General features: G+C 54.6%; 17 protein-coding genes and 1 pseudogene. 15 read left to right on the top strand and 3 right to left on the bottom strand.

Annotated elements, in window-relative coordinates; genetic code table 11:
• Positions 1–23: 23 nt before the first annotated feature.
• Positions 24–749: pseudogene (locus ETR37_RS05790) on the top strand (electron transport protein); the annotation flags it as partial.
• A 102-nt stretch (positions 750–851) separates the two neighbouring features.
• Entirely contained in the window at positions 852–992 is a 141-nt protein-coding gene (locus ETR37_RS19085) for a hypothetical protein (protein WP_164977981.1), read from the top strand.
• A 74-nt stretch (positions 993–1,066) separates the two neighbouring features.
• On the opposite strand, the gene ETR37_RS05785 is transcribed toward ETR37_RS19085, so the two are convergent.
• Together ETR37_RS05785 and ETR37_RS05780 are read right to left on the bottom strand one after the other, a co-directional pair.
• The gene (locus tag ETR37_RS05785) at positions 1,067–1,423 is read right to left on the bottom strand and encodes a hypothetical protein (RefSeq protein WP_033025256.1); all 357 of its coding nucleotides are present in this window, start codon (positions 1,421–1,423) and stop codon (positions 1,067–1,069) included.
• A gap of 44 nt (positions 1,424–1,467) precedes the next feature.
• The gene (locus ETR37_RS05780; protein WP_033025317.1) at positions 1,468–2,571 is read right to left on the bottom strand and encodes a sensor histidine kinase; all 1,104 of its coding nucleotides are present in this window, start codon (positions 2,569–2,571) and stop codon (positions 1,468–1,470) included.
• A gap of 224 nt (positions 2,572–2,795) precedes the next feature.
• Here ETR37_RS05780 and cysK point away from each other — a divergent pair, with 224 nt between their 5' ends.
• On the top strand, positions 2,796–3,719 hold the full coding sequence (gene cysK / locus ETR37_RS05770) for a cysteine synthase A (protein ID WP_033025319.1): 924 nt from the start codon (positions 2,796–2,798) through the stop codon (positions 3,717–3,719).
• A gap of 227 nt (positions 3,720–3,946) precedes the next feature.
• Here the strand turns inward: cysK and ETR37_RS05765 are convergent, their stop codons facing one another.
• Positions 3,947–4,435 (bottom strand): GNAT family N-acetyltransferase, encoded by a 489-nt coding sequence (locus ETR37_RS05765; RefSeq protein WP_081132516.1) that lies wholly within the window; start codon positions 4,433–4,435, stop codon positions 3,947–3,949.
• A 217-nt stretch (positions 4,436–4,652) separates the two neighbouring features.
• On the opposite strand from ETR37_RS05765, the gene ETR37_RS05760 reads away from it, so the two are divergent.
• From ETR37_RS05760 to ETR37_RS05705, 12 genes are all read left to right on the top strand, one after another.
• On the top strand, positions 4,653–5,807 hold the full coding sequence (locus ETR37_RS05760) for an AbrB family transcriptional regulator (RefSeq protein WP_129447031.1): 1,155 nt from the start codon (positions 4,653–4,655) through the stop codon (positions 5,805–5,807).
• A 48-nt stretch (positions 5,808–5,855) separates the two neighbouring features.
• A complete protein-coding gene (locus ETR37_RS05755; protein WP_011231023.1) occupies positions 5,856–6,494 on the top strand; it encodes a Bax inhibitor-1/YccA family protein in 639 nt (212 codons plus the stop codon).
• A 279-nt stretch (positions 6,495–6,773) separates the two neighbouring features.
• Positions 6,774–7,571, top strand: a complete 798-nt coding sequence (hyi, locus tag ETR37_RS05750; protein ID WP_011231024.1) for a hydroxypyruvate isomerase — start codon at positions 6,774–6,776, stop codon at positions 7,569–7,571.
• The gene (locus ETR37_RS05745; RefSeq protein ID WP_011231025.1) at positions 7,568–8,464 is read left to right on the top strand and encodes an NAD(P)-dependent oxidoreductase; all 897 of its coding nucleotides are present in this window, start codon (positions 7,568–7,570) and stop codon (positions 8,462–8,464) included. Before hyi ends, ETR37_RS05745 begins: the two co-directional genes overlap by 4 nt.
• Positions 8,465–8,716: 252 nt before the next feature.
• Complete coding sequence (locus ETR37_RS05740; protein WP_129447030.1) at positions 8,717–10,039, top strand: FAD-binding oxidoreductase; 1,323 nt, start codon at positions 8,717–8,719, stop codon at positions 10,037–10,039.
• On the top strand, positions 10,039–11,400 hold the full coding sequence (locus tag ETR37_RS05735) for a (Fe-S)-binding protein (RefSeq protein WP_122983936.1): 1,362 nt from the start codon (positions 10,039–10,041) through the stop codon (positions 11,398–11,400). Before ETR37_RS05740 ends, ETR37_RS05735 begins: the two co-directional genes overlap by 1 nt.
• Positions 11,397–12,842, top strand: coding sequence for an FAD-linked oxidase C-terminal domain-containing protein (locus tag ETR37_RS05730; protein WP_129447029.1), 1,446 nt, complete (start codon positions 11,397–11,399; stop codon positions 12,840–12,842). The genes ETR37_RS05735 and ETR37_RS05730 overlap by 4 nt, the downstream gene beginning before the upstream one ends.
• 107 nt (positions 12,843–12,949) lie before the next feature.
• A complete protein-coding gene (locus ETR37_RS05725) occupies positions 12,950–15,133 on the top strand; it encodes a malate synthase G (protein ID WP_129447028.1) in 2,184 nt (727 codons plus the stop codon).
• A gap of 190 nt (positions 15,134–15,323) precedes the next feature.
• Positions 15,324–16,541, top strand: coding sequence for an NAD(P)-dependent malic enzyme (locus ETR37_RS05720; protein ID WP_011231030.1), 1,218 nt, complete (start codon positions 15,324–15,326; stop codon positions 16,539–16,541).
• 6 nt (positions 16,542–16,547) lie between these two features.
• Entirely contained in the window at positions 16,548–17,336 is a 789-nt protein-coding gene (locus ETR37_RS05715) for a fumarylacetoacetate hydrolase family protein (protein ID WP_015374715.1), read from the top strand.
• 175 nt (positions 17,337–17,511) lie between these two features.
• Positions 17,512–18,297, top strand: a complete 786-nt coding sequence (locus ETR37_RS05710) for an IclR family transcriptional regulator (protein WP_033025320.1) — start codon at positions 17,512–17,514, stop codon at positions 18,295–18,297.
• Between the two features lie 245 nt (positions 18,298–18,542).
• Positions 18,543–20,819 carry a DEAD/DEAH box helicase gene (locus ETR37_RS05705; protein ID WP_015374717.1) on the top strand — a complete coding sequence of 759 codons (2,277 nt, stop codon included), beginning with the start codon at positions 18,543–18,545 and terminating at the stop codon, positions 20,817–20,819.
• Positions 20,820–20,852 lie beyond the last annotated feature (33 nt).

The following is a 20,852-nucleotide window of genomic DNA, read 5'->3' as shown; positions in this document are numbered from 1 at the left end:
GCCGTATGAAGCGAGCAAACAGAGATGGGTTGATCGTCAGCGAGCCGGGTTATCGGTTCAATGAGCAAAACAATGCCGTGGCCGCTTGGCAAAATACGCTCAATCCTCCGCCGCCAAATGAACGGATCAGCGAGGAGCGGGCGGCGAGAGGAAGAGAGGTGTTTGTCCGCGCCGGCTGCATCCGCTGCCATGCCGGGGCGTATTTGACGAACAACCGCGTCGTGGCGGCGAATGTCATCGGCACGGAACCGTCACGGGCGAAAGCACTGAAAAAGACAGAAAAAGTGTTCGGAGAGGCCGTGTTGTACGCTCCGGATACGCCGGTCCCGATCCCAAAGGGGGCGAAAGTATTGAACGTGCCGACGAACCGTTTAGATCCAAAACAACTCAGGCTTGCCTTCGCCCACGGTGATTCGCCGGGCGGGTATAAAGTGCCGAGCCTCATCGGCCTGGCGTGGAGTGCGCCGTATTTGCACGACGGCGGCGTGGCGGTTGGGCCGAACGGTGAGCTCGGGCTTTCGGGCACCGTTCAAAAAGGCATCGCCCCTGATGCGCGCAACAGTCTGCGGGCGCTGATCGACCGGACGTGGCGCGGCCGCGTCATTGCCGCGAATGCCGCCGTTCCAGCTCTAAAGTCGGTGCATGTGACCGGCGCCGGGCACCGGTATTGGATCGACCATCAAGCCGGGTTTACGAAGGAAGAGCAAGAGGCGGTATTGGACTATTTGTTGTCGCTCACGTCGCACTGATCGCATCGAGCGTCGTTTATTCTGTGCTCATGCCGCTGGGAATAGTTCCCTTGCAACGCTGTTATAAGACGGCTCACACTAATAGGCAAGGGAGGGAAAGCGATGAGCGAAACATGTTTTTACTGTCAGTGCGAGTGCGATGACAAGGTGCATTACGTATCGTTCCATACGAATGGCGAAGAACACGAAGAAACGCTTTGTCCGGAATGTTACCAAGAATGGCTGCAGGGCATGAAAGGTTGACCTTTCTTCCTGCTTTCATTTCGCTCGGAAGCGGGGCTTTTTCGCGAAATGATGATGAAAAAACCGCACCGTGGTCAAACTGGTGCGGTTTTTTGGGACAGCGGCGGAGTGGCGATGATGTCCGCCAAATCGCCGTCTTCGTCATAGGCGCGGTAGACAGCGGCTTTCGTACGCGGAGCATGGACCGATAAAAAGAGAATGCGCTCCTTGCCTTCACGGGCGACTTTCGTTTCCATTTTCAATGACACTCCGTTTATCGTGAGCGAGTAGAACCGGTACGTCAAGCCAAGCCATGTGCGTTCTTGTCGAACGGTATCCGGATGATGGCGGATGAACGCAGCGAGCTCGGCGAACGAATGCATCTCCCGCTCGAGCCATTCGCGGATGGCACTTGCCGCCTGCTCCAACCAGCCTTTCCAAAACGTTTTCATCGGCATCACCTTTTTTCATCCATCATGCCCATTTCCGCTGTTCATTATGCAGGGAGGCGGATGGAAAACGTCGTCATGTCTTCATCGGATAAACAGCGGATATCTCCGCCATGGTCTTCAATCACTTTTTTGCAAATGTACAGGCCGATGCCGGTTCCGAGTTTTTTTGTCGTAAAAAACGGCTCGAAAATCGTTTCCACAATGTCGGCCGGAATGGACGGACCGTTGTTGGCGATTTCGATGATGATGCTTCCGTCTTGGCAACGGGCGGCGATGTTGATCCGCCGCGGTTTTTCCCTCTCTTTCACCGCTTCGATCGAGTTGAGCAAAATGTTTACCAGCACCTGGCGCAGCTGATCTTTATAGGCAAATATATGTATGGATTCATCGATCGCCACCGAAAGGTCGACATCGCTGTCGACGATCGTGGCGTATAAAAACTCGATAATTTCCTCCAACAACTGGTGAAGTGAAAACGTTTCCTTTTCGCTTTCAACAATTTCTTTGCGTGAGGCATGCAAAAATTGCGAAATGCGAAATTTCAGCTGCTGCAACTCATGGTCGATAATGTCTAAATAAGGAAGATGCGGATGCTCAAACTTCAATAATTGAATAAAACCAATAATAGCCGTAAGCGGATTGCGAAACTCATGGACAAAACTCGATGACATTTGTCCGAGCAGCGTCAGCCGGTCTTGATGCGATCTGGCAATGAGCGCGTTTTTTTCATGCAGTTCTTTTTCTTTTAACTCATTGTATTTTGTGATGACATGAAACAGAAATTGGTCAAACAGCTCGTTCAAATGGTCGATGAGCGGGGACAGCTCGTCGACCGACAGCGGCGCGGCGAGCGCGTGGTTGATGACGAGCCGCCTCCCAAGGTTGACGTTGTAGACGAGAGCTCCGATGCCGACATTCATTTCCGCACGTTCTTTCGCGATTTTGTTGGCTAACCGTTCGACCGTCTCGCTAGATAGCGACCGCAACAGCGCTTCTTTGACCAGCTCAAACACTGCTAAGCCGTTTTGTTCGACATGATCGATGTATTTGTCATCGTCGGCAATTTTCATATGTTGCCGCCAATAGGCGAGAAAGTTCGGCAAATGGGCTTCTAAATGGGTGACGAGCTGCTGTGCCGCAGATGCCAAAAAAGCCACCTCGCTTTCCATCGTTTATTTTTTATTATAAGGGGGAATATCGGACTAGAACAGAGGAAAAATCGCAATCGATCCGGCTAAATGAACGTCCTTTTGCGAAAAGCGATCCAAAAACGCCTGGTGCTGCGGACCGGACAGACTGTTTGAATGAAAAAGGAAAAATCATTTATAATGAATGGGACGAACAAATATTTTGCAAAAGGTTGGGGACGATCGTGAAATTGTATGACTCGATTTTAGATTTGATCGGCGGCACGCCGATTGTCAAGTTGCGCCGCCTTCCTGATCCAAACGGGGCAGAGGTATACATAAAGCTCGAATCGTTCAACCCAGGCGGAAGCGTCAAAGATCGGCCCGCTTGGGAAATGATCCGACGCGCGGAGGCGGAAGGGAAAATTACACCGGGAAAAAGCACGATCATCGAACCGACGTCCGGCAACACCGGCATCGGCCTGGCCATGGTGTGCGCCGCCAGGGGGTATCGCTGCATCATTACGATGCCCGACAATGCGACGGTCGAACGGGTGAAAATTTTAAAGGCGTACGGAGCCAAAGTCTATTTGACGCCGGCGGAGAAGCGGATGCAAGGGGCGATCGATGAGGCAAACCGGCTTGCTAGCGAAATCCCTGACAGCTTTATTCCGATGCAGTTTGAAAATCCGGCCAATCCGGATGCACACCGGCATACAACAGCGGTGGAAATTTATGAAGCATTTGATGGACGGCTCGATGCGTTCGTGTTAACCGCCGGCACCGGCGGGACGGTGACCGGAACAGGGGAGGAGCTGAAAAAACGCATCCCGAATTTGCGCATTTACGTCGTTGAACCGTACGGTTCGCCTGTGTTGTCGGGCGGCAAGCCGGGGCCGCACAAAATTCCCGGCACGGGTCCGGGGTTTATCCCGAAAATTTTAAATCGCTCGATTTATGATGACATTTTTTTGATCAAAGATGAGGATGCCCAACAGATGGCGCGCGAACTGGCGGCGAAGGAAGGCATTTTGGTCGGCGCTTCGGCCGCTGCCAGTGCCTATTACGCCATCAAAGTGGCGAAACAGCTCCCCAAAGGCGCCCGCGTCCTTTGCATGGCGCCCGATTCCGGCGAGCGGTATTTGTCATCCGATTTATTCGCTGATTAAGCGGACGTCGATCGACGAAAAAAGCGAGGATTTCTTGCCTTTCATGGGAAGGGAAGCATTCCTCTCTGCAAAACGAAGAGGAATGCTTTTGTTTAATCGTTCCTAGGAACTGTCCGATGGATTGAAGTCAGCGAATATTTATGCAAAATCTTCCGTTTTATACGATTGGAACATTTGTTTATTTCACTATTTTGGAATCCGCCAAAATGGTTTCGTCGGGCAGACTTCTAGGTTGCAGAAAGAGGATAATAGAGCAACAGTTGTCGCCCCTTTTTTCCTTCGCGCCGCCGTCCGCTGTCGATAAAACCGGCAGTCAAGTACAATCGCTGCGCTGCAACGTTTCGTTCATTGACAGCAAGCACAATTTCGTTAATATCGGAAAAATGGGTGTTGACGAAGGCTGGCAGCAAAGCGAGCGCCTGCTTGGCGAACCCTTTCCCTTGTTCTGGATAATTGATGGAAAAGGACCGGAGCAGCACGGCCCGCGGATTGTCGGTAAACGGTCGGATCTGTTTGCCGGTGTGGAGAACAAAAAAACCGACCGGTCGTTCTTGATGAAGGATGACAATCGGCTTTCTTTCTTTTTCCTCGGAGCATGCTTTGAGCGCCTCAGCGGGGAGTGCGGTGAATCGTTGCTGTTCTTTTGGCAGATCGAACGAGCGCAGCGTTGCGTCATGGTCGGAATGATAAAAACAGTGACGGATTTCATGAACCATTTCGAATTCCTCCATTTTTGATAAATCAGACAATATGATACCAATAACCCTTTTTGTTTTTTCATATTTTTCCTCTTGTTGGCACGGTCTCATCGCTGTGTGTTGACTATAGATTGACGATGGACGGCTGAAGGCTTTCGCTATGTGCATGAGGGAGAGCACAGAGAATGGTTGATTCGGTGAAAGTCGTTGTGAAAGGAAGAGAGAAGGTGTTCGCTTGGCCTCGAAAAGACAAGAGAAGTGGAACAACATGGCGCGCATCGCGTTGACGCTGGTGATTGGGGCGCTCGGCGGCTTTATTTTCGCCTTGTTCCGCATTCCACTCCATTGGATGCTCGGTCCAGCAGCCGCGTTGCTTTTGGTCGGCCGTTTTTGGAAGGGAGCGTTGTATTGGCCGGTCGGCATTCGCAACGCTGCGCTTATTCCGATCGGCTATACGCTAGGGGCATCGATGACGGCAGGAACGCTTGTGGAGATGGGCCGGCAATTGCCGGTGATGTTGCTGGCGACGGTGTTGATTTTGCTGTTTAGCTTCCTTGTTTCTTGCCTTGTCGCGAGATGGACAAAGATTCCGCTCCGTTCAGTCGTCACCGGCAGCATCCCCGGCGGATTGTCGCAAATGCTTGTGTTGGGCGAGGAGCTCGACGGTGTCGATGCAACGATTGTCACGTTTTTTCAAGTGATGCGCCTGATGGGCGTCGTGTTTCTCGTCCCGCTTATCGCCTTAAGCCCGTTCTTTTCCGGCGGCGCTGAGGCGGGGACGGGCGCAGAATGCGGACAAGGGGCGCATTGGAGCGTCGGTCTTGTTTGGCTGTATTTGATCGTCACGGTTGCCAGCGCGATCATCGGAAGGCGCATCAAACTGCCGACTGCCTATTTGCTTGGCCCGATCATCGGAACATCGGCTCTGGTCATTGCCGGGACGCCGGCGCCCCATTTGCCAGCGCCTTTGTTAGATATCGCGCAAATCGCGATGGGCGCTTATCTAGGCTTAATGCTGAAACCGGCTCGCATCGCGGAAAAGGGAAGAGCCGTGCTGGCGGCTGTGGTTACCGGTCTTGCGCTCATTTTGTTTTCCATGGCTTCGGCATTTGTCTTAACGGCTCTGCATGGCGTGCCGTATTTGACAGCGTTCATCGCCTTGGCGCCGGGGGGCATGGATCAAATGGGAATTTTGGCGCGGGAAGCGCATGCCGACCTTGCCGTTGTGACAAGTTATCAAATGTTCCGCATTTTTTTCATTTTGCTTGTCGTTCCACCGGTGCTGAAAAAACTGTTTGCCGCCCGCTGGTTTCGATGGATCGAACGATGGGCCATACATCATGGTGGACGGTCCATGCAGTCTGCGTCAATCAAAAAGAAAGGGCTGTGACAAGAAACAAATATATGCTAAACTAGAAAGAAAAAGGAGGGGGTTGCCATGAATCATTCGACCGTTTATCGTCCGCATAGCCCAGTGGCGAAGTTGGCGGTTTCCTTTTTAGCGGCGCTGGCCGTCGCGACGGCGGGGCTGTATGCCGGGCAATGGGTGCCGGCTGGCCTGTATTTGCCCCTTTACGGGCTTGAACTTGTGCTGCTGTTGGTCATGATGTTCGCCCGCGTGAAAAAAGCGGTCGGCTATCCGCTTATGTTTGCGTTTATGTTTGTCTCGGGGGCGACGCTCTATCCGCTCATCGGCTATTACATTTCCATCATCGGCGCGGCGGCGGTGTTCAAAGCGTTTGCGCTGGCCGTTGTATCGTTTTCCGGCGTTGCCATTTACGCAGCGAGAACGAAAGAAGATTTTTCGTTCCTCGGCGGGTTTTTGATGCTGGGCGCGTTTGCGCTCCTTGGCTTGCTGATCATCCAATGGTTCATCCCATTCTCAAGCGTAGGGCAAATGGGCATCGCCGCTTTGGGGATTCTGATTTTCCTTGGCTTTACGATTTACGACATCAACCGTTTGGCCCGCTATGGCTTTACGGAAGCGGACATCCCGATGATTGTGGTCAATATTTACCTTGATTTCATCAACTTGTTTGTCTACATTTTGCGTTTTTTCGCCAGCGATGAGGATTGAGCGCCAAAAAGGGGCTGACCCAAAAGGCCGTCTGTCTTTAAGATAGGCACAACATATAGTGTTAAAGAAGCGGTCAGCACGCATATATGGAGGCGGAAGAGGGCGTCCCCATCCTTTTGGGACACCCTCTTTTTCCATGACGGTGGCATTGATCAAAGCGGCAAGTCGAAATGGTGCGGCTGTTTTTTTACGGCATTAAAGGGGAAACGCGGTGAGGCAGGAATCGGCAAACGGTGGGGCGAATATAGAGAAAGAAATGGAGAAGAAAGGAGCCTCATGATGAAGTTTGCCGTCAATGTATCGACGATTTTCACGGAAGCGCCGTTTCTCGCCCGGTTTGCCAAGGCGAAGCAGCATGGGTTTTCGCACGTTGAATGCCAGTTTCCGTACTCGGTGGCTCCTGAGGCGATTGCTGATGAACTCGAGCAGCTTGAGCTGTCGCTTGTTTTGCTGAATTTGCCCGCTGGCGATTGGGAAAAGGGGGAGCGCGGGCTCGCCATTTTTTCTGACCGTCATGATGAATTCCGGCGTGCACTGGAGGAAGGAGTGCGTTATGCGCTCGCGCTCGGTGTACCGAATCTTCATTGCATGGCCGGAGTGTTGCCAAGGGACTTGCCGCGCGAGCGGGCGAAGGAGACGTATATGCGCCGCATTGACGAAGCGGCTGCAACGCTTGCTGTTCATGGTTTGACGCTGACGATTGAACCGATCAATCCGTTCGATATGCCCGGCTACTTTTTAACCGATATTGAGGAAGCGGCGGCGATCATCCGCGATCTCGGCCGGACGAATGTGAAATTGCAATATGACGTCTATCATATGGCTCGGCTCGGACGCAATGTGACAGCGATGTTTGCCGACTACGCACCGCTCATCGCGCATGTGCAATTCGCTGATGCCCCCGGGCGGCATGAGCCGGGGACGGGAGAGCTTCCGTATCGCGAGATTTTCGCATTTTTGCAAGAGCACGGCTACAATGGAGCGATTGGACTTGAGTACATTCCATCAGGGAAAAGCAGCGAAAGTTTTGTTTGGTATGATGAATACCGCGGAATGAAAGGGGGAGGCGGACGATGACACGCGTCGGCTTTATTGGATTGGGCGTGATGGGCTCGCGCATGGCTAGACGGCTGCTTGAAGCGGGATTCAATGTCACGGTGTACAACCGTACGACAGAAAAAGCGGTTCCGCTTGTCAACCTTGGCGCCCGACAGGCGGCGACAGTGGCAGAGCTGGCTGGCGAGGCGGATATCATTTGCACGTGCTTATCGATGCCGGATGATGTCATCGAGGTGTATACAGGTGAAGGCGGCGTCCTTAGCGCGGCCCATCCGGGGACGATTTGCCTTGATTTTACAACCGTCGGTCCGAAAACAAGCCGGTTTGTCGCTCGGCGCGCCGATGAGCACGGCGTCGCCTATTTGGACGCGCCGGTAAGCGGCGGGCCGGAAGGGGCGGAGCAAGGGGCGCTGACGATCATGGTCGGCGGGGCGAAAGAAGCATGGGAGCGGGTGCGTCCGTTGCTTCGGGTGTTAGGAAAAACGGTTGAATATTTAGGAGAAAGCGGCGCCGGCAGCGCGGCAAAAGCGATCAACCAGTACTTGGTCGCCGTCCATTCGGTCGCCGCGGCGGAAGCGATGGTCGCTGGCGTCGCTTATGGGCTTCATGCCGGGAAGCTGTATCGGCTGTTAAAAGAAAGCTATGGAGACAGCCGGATGTTGCGCCGCCATATGGAGCAGTTCGTGTTGCCGCGTCGATTCACTCCTGGCGGGGCGGTCAAGTATGTACATAAAGATGTGCGCTTGGCGAACGAGTTGATGGATGAAATCGGCCTTGGCCGCCGACTCGGCATTCAAGCAGAAGAAGCGTTTGCCGCAGCGATCGCCGCAGGCCTTGCCGACTTGGATATGGCCGCGGTCATTCAGCCGCTCGAGCAGCGGGTCGGAGTGGTGGTGGAAGAGACGGAATGAACAAAATGATCCCTAAATTCAAAAAATTCATTGAAAAAATGGATGAGCGATGGTTTAATAGAAGTAGCAGGAGGGCTGGCCCCAAAGGTTGTTTTGGGCTAAATCACTTGTATATATGACGGTGATCGGAAAAGGTGTCCCGATTCTTTTGGGACACCCTCCGCCTGATAAAGAAAACGGTTCGAGCGGTTCGCTTTTTTTTACAGATAAAAAGAAACGATGTTTCTTATTACGAAACGAAGGAGGGCGCTCATGCTTTCATTGACATGGATTGAGGAGCTGCAGGCGTTTTTGCATCCAGAACAGATCAAACGGAATGAATCGTTCCATCCCCTCGGCAATGATGGGGCGGTGGCCGTCTATCCGCGAGCAGAGGAAGAAATCGCTGCGGTGCTCCGCTATGCCGACCGCCATGGCAAAAAAGTCGTCATCGCTGGACGCGGCACAAAACGGGGATTTGGCGGGCAGCGGGAACAGGCGGACATCTTGTTGTCGCTTGAACAGTATACCGGCATCGTCGAACATGCGGCCGCTGATATGACGGTCACCGTCAAGGCAGGAACGAAATTTGGCGATTTGCAGCGCGAGCTCGCCCCGTATCGGCAAAAGGTCGCCTTGGATCCGTTTTGGCCGGAGGAAGCGACGATCGGAGGGGTGATTGCGGCGAATGACAGCGGCCCGAAGCGGCTCGGCTACGGATCGGCGCGCGATTCGGTGATCGGGCTGCGCGTCGTCTATCCGAACGGGACCGTCATTCGTTCCGGAGGCAAAGTGGTGAAAAACGTCGCCGGCTACGATATGAACAAGCTGTTCATTGGGGCGATGGGGACGCTCGGGGTGCTGAGCGAGATTACGCTCAAGCTTCGACCGCTCGCGAAATATGAAAGCGTTGTGTTGCTGTCGTTCCCAAGCGGCGATCTTCATGACATTCGCTCGTTTGCCGTTTCGTTCCTTGATACAATGATGGAGCCGATTTGTTTTGAACTGCTCAATCCGGCGCTTTCCGAGCGGCTGACGGGACGGCCGGTTTATACGCTTGTGATCGGGTTTGAAGATGTGGAAAACGCCGTCCATTACCAAGAGCATTGGGTTGAACGACTGCGGCCGAAAGCGGTGGAAATGTCCATTTTAGCCGGCGAAGAGACAGCGGCGTTTTGGCGGACGTTTTACACGATTGCACCGAACGGGCGTCTGGAGCAGGCGGAAAACAGTGTTGAAGCGGCAGTGAAAATCGGGGTTGTCAACTTGGATGTGCTTTCGGTCTTGCGTGAAAGCGTTTTAATCGCTGACCGTTGCCATGTCCGCATCGAGGCGCACGGCGGATTGGGCCACGGGCTTTGTCAGGCGTATGTACATGGGAGTGAAGAAGGAGTGTTGGCGGCAATAGAGGAGCTGCGTCAGGCAGCGGTTCGCCTGGGCGGCTACGCGATTGTGAAACATTTGCCGCTTTCGCTGCGCCAGCGCGTCGACGTCTGGGGCGGAAAGCCGTCGTACTTTTTCCTGCTCGAAGGCATTAAGCGAAAAATCGATCCGAACAAAACGGTCAACGATCAACGCTTTATTGGGGGGATTTAATGATGAGCACGATGACCAATGAGCGGGCGGACAGCCCGGCGTGTGCGACCGCGAGTCTTGGAAACTATCGTTTTCACGATTTGCCGGACCCGAGCAAGTGGGCTGATTGCGTTCATTGCGGCATGTGTTTAGAATCATGCCCGACGTATGAACAGACGGGTGAAGAACAGCACTCTCCGCGCGGCCGCGTTCATTTGATGAAGTCGGTCGGCGAAGGGAAGCTTGAGTTGACGCCTGATTTGCTCGATCCGATTTTTACGTGCCTCGATTGCCGTGCATGCACGACGGCTTGCCCGGCCGATGTCGATGTCGGTGGGCTCATTGAACAAGTGCGCGGCCAGCTCCGCCAGGCGGTTCCGCTCACCGGTTGGAAGGCGCTTGTCAGCGACGTTTTCTTAAAAGGCATTTTTCCGCATCCGTCGCGCCTCGATTGGCTCGGCCGCCTGCTGAAATGGTACCAAAAAAGCGGCTTGCAGACGGTGGCGCGCAAAACCGGACTGCTGCGTGTCATGCCCGATCACTTGGCTGAGATGGAGGCGATTTTGCCAGCGGTCGGTACGCCGGTTCGGAGAAAGTATAAACATCAGCCGCTCATTAAGGCGAAGGGGGAAACAAAGCGGACCGTCGCGATTTTGACCGGATGCGTCATGGATGTTATGTTTAGTGATATTAACGAAGCGACGATCCGTGTGTTGACCCATAACGGCAACGATGTCGTCATCGTCCCGAACCAGACGTGCTGCGGGGCGCTTCACGTTCACGCCGGCGACCGCGAAACCGGCCGGAAGCTTGCCAAGCAAAATATTGAGGCGTTTCAAGATGTCGACCATGTCATCGTTAACGCCGCCGGCTGCGGCTGCATGTTGAAAGAGTATCCGGAACTGTTCCGCCATGACCCGGAATGGCATGAAAAGGCGGAGCAATTTGCCGCCAAAGTTGAGGACGTGTCCAAATTTTTGCATGACACGGGCTTCAAACCGCCGAAAGCGGAATTGAACGTGCGCCTCACCTACCATGATGCGTGCCATTTGGCCCATGGCCAGGGCATCCGCCAAGAGCCGCGCGCTTTGATTGAAAGCATTCCGGGGGTGGAAATGGTCGCCATGCCAAACGCCGATCGTTGCTGCGGCAGCGCCGGCATTTACAACCTCACCCATCCGGACATGGCGCAAGCGGTGCTTGAGAGCAAAATGCAACACGTGCCGCAAGAGGTGGAGCTGATCTCGATGGGCAATCCAGGCTGCATGCTGCAAATGGCGCTTGGCGTCATGAAACATGGACGAAACCAAAAAATCGTCCATACGGTGCAGCTGCTCGATTGGGCGTACCAAAAAGAAGAAGGGAAGGACGTGCGTATATGAGAAAACGGCCGATTGCAACGAACGACCCGCACATCCAAGCGCTCGCCCGCATCGTTGGGGAACAGGCGATTTTATACCGGAAAGAAGATTTAATGGCGTATGACTGCGACGGCTTCACCGTCCACCGCCATTTGCCAAGGGCGGTTGTATTTCCAAACAGCACGGAGCAAGTGGCGGCGGTCGTCAAATACTGCCATGAGCATGATCTTCCGTTTCTCGCCCGCGGCGCCGGCACGGGGCTAAGCGGCGGGGCGATTCCGCTAAACGGCGAAGTCGTCATCAGCCTAACGCGGATGAAGCGGCTGTTGCACGTCGATCTCGAAAACCGGCGCGCCGTCGTCGAGCCGGGGTTTGTCAACTTGAAGTTGACGAACTCGGTCGCCCACCGCGGCTATTACTATGCGCCCGATCCGTCAAGCCAATATTGCTGCACGATCGGCGGCAACGTCGCGGAAAACGCTGGCGGCGCCCACTGCTTAAAATACGGAGTGACGACGAACCATATTTTAGGGCTTGAAGTCGTCTTGCCGAACGGCGAAGTGATGGAAATCGGAGGAAACGGCGTTCCGGATCCGCCCGGCTACGATTTGCTCGGGCTGCTGACCGGGTCGGAAGGGACGCTTGGCATCGTGACAAAAATCACCGTCCGTTTGTTGAAAAATCCCGAGGCCAAACAGACGGTGCTCGCCTATTTTGACGAAGTGGAAGATGCGAGCCAGACCGTTTCTGACATCATTTCCGCTGGAATCGTGCCGGCGGCGCTCGAGATGATGGATCAAACGGCCATCGAGGCGGTCGAAGCGGCCGCGTTTCCGGTCGGGCATCCGAAAGACATCGCCGCGCTGTTGCTCATTGAAGTGGATGGCATTTCCGCCGGGATCGACGAACAAATCAACGATATTTTAACGATTTGCCGCCGCCATCATGTGCGCGAAGTGAAAGTCGCCCAGTCAGAGGAAGAACGGGCCCGCTGGTGGGCGAACCGGAAAACCGGCTTTGGCGCCATGGGGGCGATTTCGCCTGACTATTTAGTGCAAGATGGCGTCATTCCGCGCAGCCGGCTGCCGGAAGTGTTGAACGAAATCGCCAATATTAGCCGCAAATACGGGCTTCGGATTGCGAATATTTTCCATGCTGGAGACGGCAATTTGCACCCGCTTGTGCTGTTTGATGCAAGCAAGCCTGGGGAGACGGAGCGGGCGCTTGCCGCCGGAAGCGAATGCCTCAAGGCGTGCGCGGCGGTCGGCGGATCGATCACCGGCGAACATGGCGTTGGCATTGAGAAAAAAGAAGAGATGCGCTTCATCTTCACTGACGAGGAAATTTTGGCGCAAACGGCCATCCGCGACGTGTTTAACCCGAAAAACTTGCTCAACGCCGGCAAGCTGTTCCCGACGCCGGGGCGTTGTGTAGAGACAAAGACGCCGTCGACAGTGAAATGAAAATTTTTTGAAAACGATTGCCAGTCATTTCGTTTCATGGTATCATCTTTTTAGAGAAATTGAGAAACAATGTTTCGTAATAAGAAACAAGAGAGGGGAAGAGAATGATGGGCGAATACGTACAAAAAGGGAACATCCAAGTCGCCAAAGTGTTGTACGACTTTGTCAACGAGGAGCTTCTGCCGAACAGCGGGTTGGATCAAGACAAGTTTTGGAGCGATTTCGGCGCGCTCATTTCCGACTTGACGCCGCGCAACAAAGAATTGCTCGCCCGCCGCGACGAAATTCAAGAAAAATTGAATGAGTGGCATAAAGCGCATCGCGGCCGCTTTGATTTTAACGAATATAAAGCATTTTTGACAGACATCGGCTATTTGGAGCCGGAAGTCGAGGACTTTGAGATTACGACCGACAATGTCGATGATGAAATTGCCGTGCAAGCCGGGCCGCAGCTCGTCGTTCCGTTGACGAACGCCCGCTATGCATTAAACGCTGCCAACGCCCGTTGGGGCAGCCTGTACGACGCGCTGTACGGCACCGATGCCATCAGCGAAGAAGACGGCGCCGAGCGCGGTTCGTCGTACAACCCGGTGCGCGGGGCAAAAGTCATCGCCTACGGGCGGCAGTTTTTAGATGAAGCGGTGCCGCTGGCGCAATATTCCCATAAAGACGCTGTCCAGTACGCCATTGTTGATGGCCAGCTTGTCGTGACGACAGAAGGCGGGGCGACGACGGGGCTGAAAGAGCCGGAAAAATTCGTCGGCTTCCAAGGCGACCCGCAACATCCGACAGCGGTGTTGCTGAAGAACAATGGCCTTCACATTGAAATTCAAATCGACCGCGAGCATGCGGTCGGAAAAACGGATCAAGCCGGGGTCAAAGACATTGTCCTAGAAGCGGCCGTGACAACGATCATGGACGGTGAAGATTCGGTGGCGGCCGTTGACGCCGAAGACAAAGTGCTCGTTTACCGCAACTTGTTTGGTCTCGTTAAAGGCGATTTGACAGCGACATTTGAGAAAAACGGCAAAATCATGACGCGCTCCCTGAACCCGGATCGCGTATACAAAACGCCGGATGGCGGGGAGCTCGTGCTGCCGGGCCGTTCGCTCATGTTCGTGCGCAACGTCGGGCACTTAATGACGAACAACGCGATCTTGCATGCGAATGGCGAGGAAGTGCATGAAGGGATCATGGACGCCGTCATTACAAGCTTGATTATGAAACATTCGCTCATCGGCAATACACGCTACTTGAATTCGCGCAAAGGTTCCATCTACATCGTCAAGCCGAAAATGCACGGATCGGCGGAAGTGGCGTTTGCCAACGAGCTGTTTGACCGTGTCGAAGATATGCTCGGCCTTGAGCGGAATACGATTAAAATCGGCGTGATGGACGAGGAGCGCCGCACGTCGCTCAACTTGAAAAACTGCATCTACCAAGTGCGCGACCGCATCATTTTTATCAACACCGGCTTCCTCGACCGGACCGGAGACGAAATTCATACGTCGATGGAAGCGGGGCCGATGCTGCGCAAAAACGAGATGAAATCATCGACTTGGCTGCAGGCGTATGAAAAATCGAACGTCGCCGTTGGGCTTGCCGCCGGCTTCCGCGGCCGGGCGCAAATCGGCAAAGGAATGTGGGCGATGCCGGATTTGATGGCCGAAATGCTGAAGCAAAAAGGAGCGCAGCTCAAAGCAGGCGCCAATACGGCATGGGTGCCGTCGCCGACGGCGGCTACGCTCCATGCGCTTCATTACCATCAAGTGAACGTCTCCGCTGTGCAAAGCGAACTGGCGAACGATCGGAACGATTATCGCGACGACATGTTGCAAATCCCGGTCGTTGACCATCCGCAATGGACAGCGGAAGAGATTCAAGAAGAGCTCGACAACAACTGCCAAAGCATTTTAGGCTATGTCGTCCGCTGGATCGACCAAGGGATCGGCTGCTCGAAAGTGCCGGACATTCACAACGTCGGACTGATGGAAGACCGGGCGACGCTTCGCATCTCGAGCCAAATTCTCGCCAACTGGCTCCATCATGGCATTTGCACGAAAGAGCAAGTGCTTGAGACGCTCAAGCGGATGGCGAAAGTCGTCGACGAACAAAACGTCGGCGATCCGAACTATCGTCCGATGGCGCCGAATTACGATGATTCGGTGGCGTTCCAAGCGGCGTGCGATCTCATTTTCCGCGGCTATGAACAGCCAAACGGCTATACCGAGCCGATTTTGCACCGCCGCCGTCAAGAAGCAAAAGCGAAATTTGCCGCCATTCAGCAATAAACGCCAAAAGTTGTATAAGGAACAAGGGATGGATGACCTTGTTCCTTCCTATCTATTTTGATCAGAAAATTAAGAAAATAAATAGAGAAAGGAGGCAGCTCCTAGTTACTACTGGCCGGGTTGTCAAACGCAAAGCAGCACAAAAGGCGGTACAAGGGGATAGGGGAAGGCTAGTAGCTAGGGATCAGTGATGGAACATTTGCGAGAACGAGCGTTGCTTGTCCATCGGCAGGCAAGAGGAAAGCTGTCAGTTGAAGTGAAAGTGCCGGTCGTGAATGCCAATGATTTAAGTCTCATTTATTCGCCGGGAGTGGCTGAACCGTGCAAAGAAATTTACGTCGACCAAGACGAAATGTACAACTATACAGTGAAGGGCAATTTTGTCGCCGTCGTCTCGAATGGCACGGCGGTGCTTGGGCTTGGCAACATTGGCGCGCGGGCGGCGCTTCCGGTCATGGAAGGGAAAGCCGCCTTGTTCAAAGCGTTCGCCGGGATCGATGCCGTGCCGCTTTGCCTCGATACGGAAGATCCGGAACAAATCATTCAAACGGTCAAGTTGCTGGAACCGGCGTTTGGGGGCATCAATTTGGAAGATATCGCCGCCCCCGCCTGCTTTGTCATTGAAGAGCGTCTTCGCCAAGAGATGGCGATCCCGGTGTTTCATGATGATCAGCATGGCACGGCGATTGTCGTGGCCGCTGGGCTGACGAACGCCTTGAAAGTGGTTGGCAAACAGCTTGCCGATTGCCGGGTTGTCATCAACGGCGCCGGCGCTGCCGGGGTGGCGATCGCCAAATTGCTGCTGTCGATCGGAGTCGGCGAACTGATCGTTTGCGACACAAAAGGAGCGATTTATGAAGGGCGCTCGCATGGGATGAACGCCATCAAGGAAGAAATCGCCCGGCAAACGAATCACCGCCGTATCTCCGGGACGCTTGCGGACGTCATTCAAGGCGCGGATGTGTTTATCGGTGTCTCGGTTGCTGGGGCGTTGACGCCGGCGATGGTTCGGACGATGAACCGAGGGGCGGTCGTATTCGCCTTGGCCAATCCGGTGCCTGAGATCATGCCGGATGAGGCAAAAGCCGCCGGAGCCGCCGTGGTCGCGACCGGCCGGTCGGATTTGCCGAACCAAGTGAACAACGTGTTGGCGTTCCCTGGCATTTTCCGCGGCGCGCTCGATGTGCGGGCGACGCAAATTAATGAGGCGATGAAAATTGCCGCTGCCGAAGCCATCGCCGGGCTCATCCAGCCGGAAGAGCTGACGGAAGAGTATGTCATCCCGAACCCGTTTGACCGGCGCGTCGTCGAGGCCGTCGCTTCCGCCGTCGCCCGTGCCGCCATGGAGACCGGGGTGGCTCGAGTCAAGGAAAAAGTTGAGGAACAAAATCGTGTCAGAGAGGGGTAGCCATCGATGAAATTTGCCCGTTTTTTCGCTGATGGCGCGATTCGCGCCGGTGTGGTGAACGGTGAAGTGATCCGCGAAATCGAAGGAAATATGTTCACCGCTTGGGATTATACGGGAAACGTATTTCGCTATGATCGCGTTTCGCTCGTGGCGCCGCTTGCGCCGCGCCATGTGATCGGCATTGGCGCCAACTATGTGGCCTCCAGTGAACAGCTGCCGGTGGAACTGCCAGATATTCCTGTCTTTTTCTTTAAACCATCCTCGTCGGTCGTCGGGCCGGAAGCGGAGGTGGTCATTCCGAGCGGGGTTGGTGAAGTGAAATTTGAATCCGAGCTGGCGGTTGTGATCGGCAAAGAGGCAAAACAGGTGAGCGAAGAAGACGTGTGGTCGTATATTTTCGGCTATACGGTCGCCAACGATGTCACCGCGCCGCAGTTTTTCCACCCGGACGGCCATTGGACGATCGGAAAATCGTTCGATACGTTTACACCGCTCGGCCCGGTCATTGAAACAGAGCTCGATCCTCGGGCTGTATCGGTGAAAGCGCGGGTCAATGGTGAAGAAAAGCAGAACAGCTCGACCAAGCTGATGATCATTTCCATCAGCAAAATGATTTCGTATTTGTCTCATGTCATGACGCTGCAACCGGGCGACGTCATTTTGACGGGAAGCCCGGTCGGCGCCGAGCTTGTCGGCCCGGGGACGGTCATTGAATGCGATGTGGACGGCATCGGCACGCTCCGCAATACGTTCGTCGCCGCCAAAGCGCCAGCCGTTTCCATCCGACGTTCATAACGAACCTGCGGCATCTCTGGGCCAAACAAGGCATCAGGCGCGTCCTGACGGTGAATACGTTCCGTCCGTTAAGGCGGCGCTCGCTGCCACGCGCGCCTGCGCTGCTCTCCCGCCTGCAAAAGCCCGGCTGTTCGTGTATAATGGCGAGCGGAGAGAACAAATCGAGGTGAATGCGATGGAACGAGAAAACACGGTCAAATCGGTCCGCCGGGCGCTGCAAATTATCGAAATCGTCAGCACGAAAAAGGACGGGCTGGGCGTGACGGAAATCGCGAAACAAATGGACATCAACAAAAGTTCGGTGTACCGCATTTTAACGACGCTTGCCCAATACGGCTATATCGAACAACATCCGGAAACGGAGCGGTATAAGCTCGGCTACAAGTTTTTAGAGCTCAGCTCAAGGCTGCTTGATTCGATCGATTTGCGCCAAGAGGCGAAGCCATATTTGCGCGTGCTCGAAAAAGAAACGAACGAGGTCATCCACCTCGTCGTCTATGATCAAGGGGAAGTCATTTATATTGAAAAATTGGAAGGAACGGAGACGCTGCGCATGCACTCCAAAGTCGGCAAGCGGGCTCCGATGCATTGCACGGCGGTCGGCAAGGCCATTTTAGCCCATTTGCCGCCCGCGGTGGCTGCAGAGATCATCGATCGGAAAGGACTGCCGAAGCATACCGATTGGACAATCACCGACCGCGAGGCATTTTTCCGCGAACTTGAGACCGTCCGGCAAAACGGGTATGCGCTTGACTTGGAAGAAAACGAGTACGGTATCCGATGTGTTGCCGTTCCGATTTTTGACTATACTGGCGGCGTCGTCGCGGCGATCAGCGTTTCCGGCCCGACGATCCGCATGACGGACGACCGCATCACATCGCTCACTGTGCGCATGCGGCAGATCGGCAAAGAACTGTCGGCAAGGCTCGGCTATCGTGGAGCCCATTCCGTCCAGCTGTAGCGGCTGGACGTTTTTTTGTGCCAAGAAGAATGACCCATGTGGATGCCGCCTTGGCGGGGAAGATGAGAGGAAGGCATCCTTTTTCCAAAACTGTTCAGATACAATCGAACGTTCTGTCGTTCGGCCGGCTCCGATATATCGGTTGTCTGCCAGTTTGAAACGAGACAGGACTGCCTCTGGGTGGGCGTTTTTTGTAGTGCAAACAAACGGAATGCATGTAAAATAGAAACGAGGTGATATGCGACGTGAGAAAACAGACGCTTTCGGAATGGATCGAACAGCTTCGCCAAGATCCGAATGTCGTGTATTGGCATGAAATCGAACCGAAAGAAGCGAATTTCGTTCCGTTTCCAGACGAACTCGATCCGCGGCTTGGCGCGGCGCTCAAAGCGCGCGGCATCGCTTCGTTGTATACGCACCAGGCGGCCGCTTATGACGCGGTCCAAAGCGGGCGGAACATTGTCGCCGTGACGCCGACCGCTTCAGGGAAAACGCTTTGCTACAATTTGCCGGTGCTCGATGCCATTGCCAAAGAGCCATCGAGCCGCGCCCTGTATATCTTTCCAACGAAGGCGCTCGCTCAAGATCAAAGAAATGAACTAAACGAGATCATCGCCGAGATGGGGGTGTCGATTTACAGCCATACATACGACGGCGACACGGCGCCGGCGCTGCGGCAAAAAATCCGTCAAGCGGGCCATATTGTCATCACCAACCCAGATATGCTCCATACGGCCATTTTGCCGCACCATACGAAATGGATTTCTCTTTTTGAACAGCTGCGCTACGTCGTCATCGATGAACTGCATACATACCGCGGCGTATTCGGCAGCCATGTGGCGAACGTCATCCGCCGCTTAAAGCGCATTTGCGCCTTTTACGGGAGTCGACCAACGTTTATTTGCACGTCGGCGACGATCGCCAATCCGAAAGAGTTGGCGGAGCGGCTGATCGGCGAACCGGTGACGCTTATTGACAACAATGGGGCGCCGCGCGGGCGGAAATATTTCGTGTTTTACAATCCGCCGGTTGTCGAGCGGACGATGAACATCCGCCAAAGCGCGACAAAAACGGCCGTTGAGCTCGCAAGACAGCTGCTTGTCAACCGCATTCCGACGATCGTTTTCGCCCGCAGCCGCGTCCGTGTCGAGTTGATTTTAAGCCATTTGCAGGCGGTGGTGAACGAACGAATCGGCGATACGACGATCCGCGGCTACCGCGGCGGCTACTTGCCGAACGAGCGGCGCGCCATTGAAAAAGGGTTGCGCAGCGGGGAGATTATCGGTGTGGTGAGCACGAATGCGCTCGAGCTCGGTGTTGATATCGGCCAATTGCAAGCGTGCATCTTAACAGGGTATCCGGGAACGATCGCCAGCACGTGGCAGCAAGCCGGGCGCGCCGGCCGGCGCCAGGGCGATTCGCTCGTTGTGATGATCGCAAGCGCAAGCCCCCTCGATCAGTACATCATCTCCCATCCAGAATACTTTTTCGCCCGCTCGCCGGAGGCGGCGCGCATCAACCCGGACAATCTGCTCATTTTGGTCGATCATATCAAATGCGCCGCCTATGAGCTTCCGTTCCGGCGCGGCGAGACGTTCGGCGGCGTCGAGGTCGAAGAGGTGCTCGACTTTTTGGCCGAGCAAGGGGTGCTAAACGAACGCGCTGGGCGCTGGCACTGGATGAGTGACGCGTTTCCCGCGCATGATATCAGTTTGCGCTCCGCGGCTCAGGAAAACGTCGTCATCATCGATATTTCCGACACCGCCCGCCATCGCGTCATCGGCGAAATGGACCGCTTCAGCGCGATGACGCTGCTTCATGATGAAGCGATTTATTTGCACGAAGGAGCACAATACCAAGTTGAAAAGCTCGACTGGGAGGAGAAAAAGGCGTACGTCCGCCAAGTCGATGTTGAATATTTTACGGACGCCAATTTGGCTGTCCGGCTTGATGTGCTGTCGGAAGACCGGAGCGAAACGCGCGGACAAATGGCGGTGCGTTACGGTGATGTATCGGTCCGAGCGATGGCGACGATTTTTAAAAAGCTGAAGCTGTCGACGTTTGAAAACATCGGATCAGGGCCGATCCGCCTTCCGGAGGAAACGCTTCATACGTCGGCGGCGTGGATCGAGTGGGAGGCGGTGCCGTCACGGTTTTCCCCGGCGCTGTTTGAACAACTCCTTGTCGGCATCGCCAATGTGCTTGGTCATCTCGTGCCGGTGTTTGTCATGTGCGACCGCTCCGATCTTCACGTCGTGCCGCAGCTTAAGGCGCCGCATTCCGGACGGCCGACGATTTTCCTTTATGATCGCTATCCAGGCGGAGTCGGCCTGTCGGAGGCGGTGTTTGAACGGTATGAAGAGATCATGAAACATGTGAAAGAATGGGTCGAACGCTGCCCGTGTGCGGACGGCTGCCCATCGTGCATCGGCATTTCAAGCGCTGACGGACCGTCGTTGAAGCGCGAACTTGTCCAGTTTTTGGACGAACAACTTGCCGTTTGGGCCGGTCCGTCCGTTTAAGCGTCGTCATGCGTGTTTTTGCCGAGTGTGGGA

It is taken from the genome of Geobacillus sp. PK12, assembly GCF_004123125.1.
Taxonomy (GTDB): Bacteria; Bacillota; Bacilli; order Bacillales; family Anoxybacillaceae; genus Geobacillus; species Geobacillus zalihae.
This window is presented reverse-complemented; position numbering and strand designations above follow the sequence as displayed.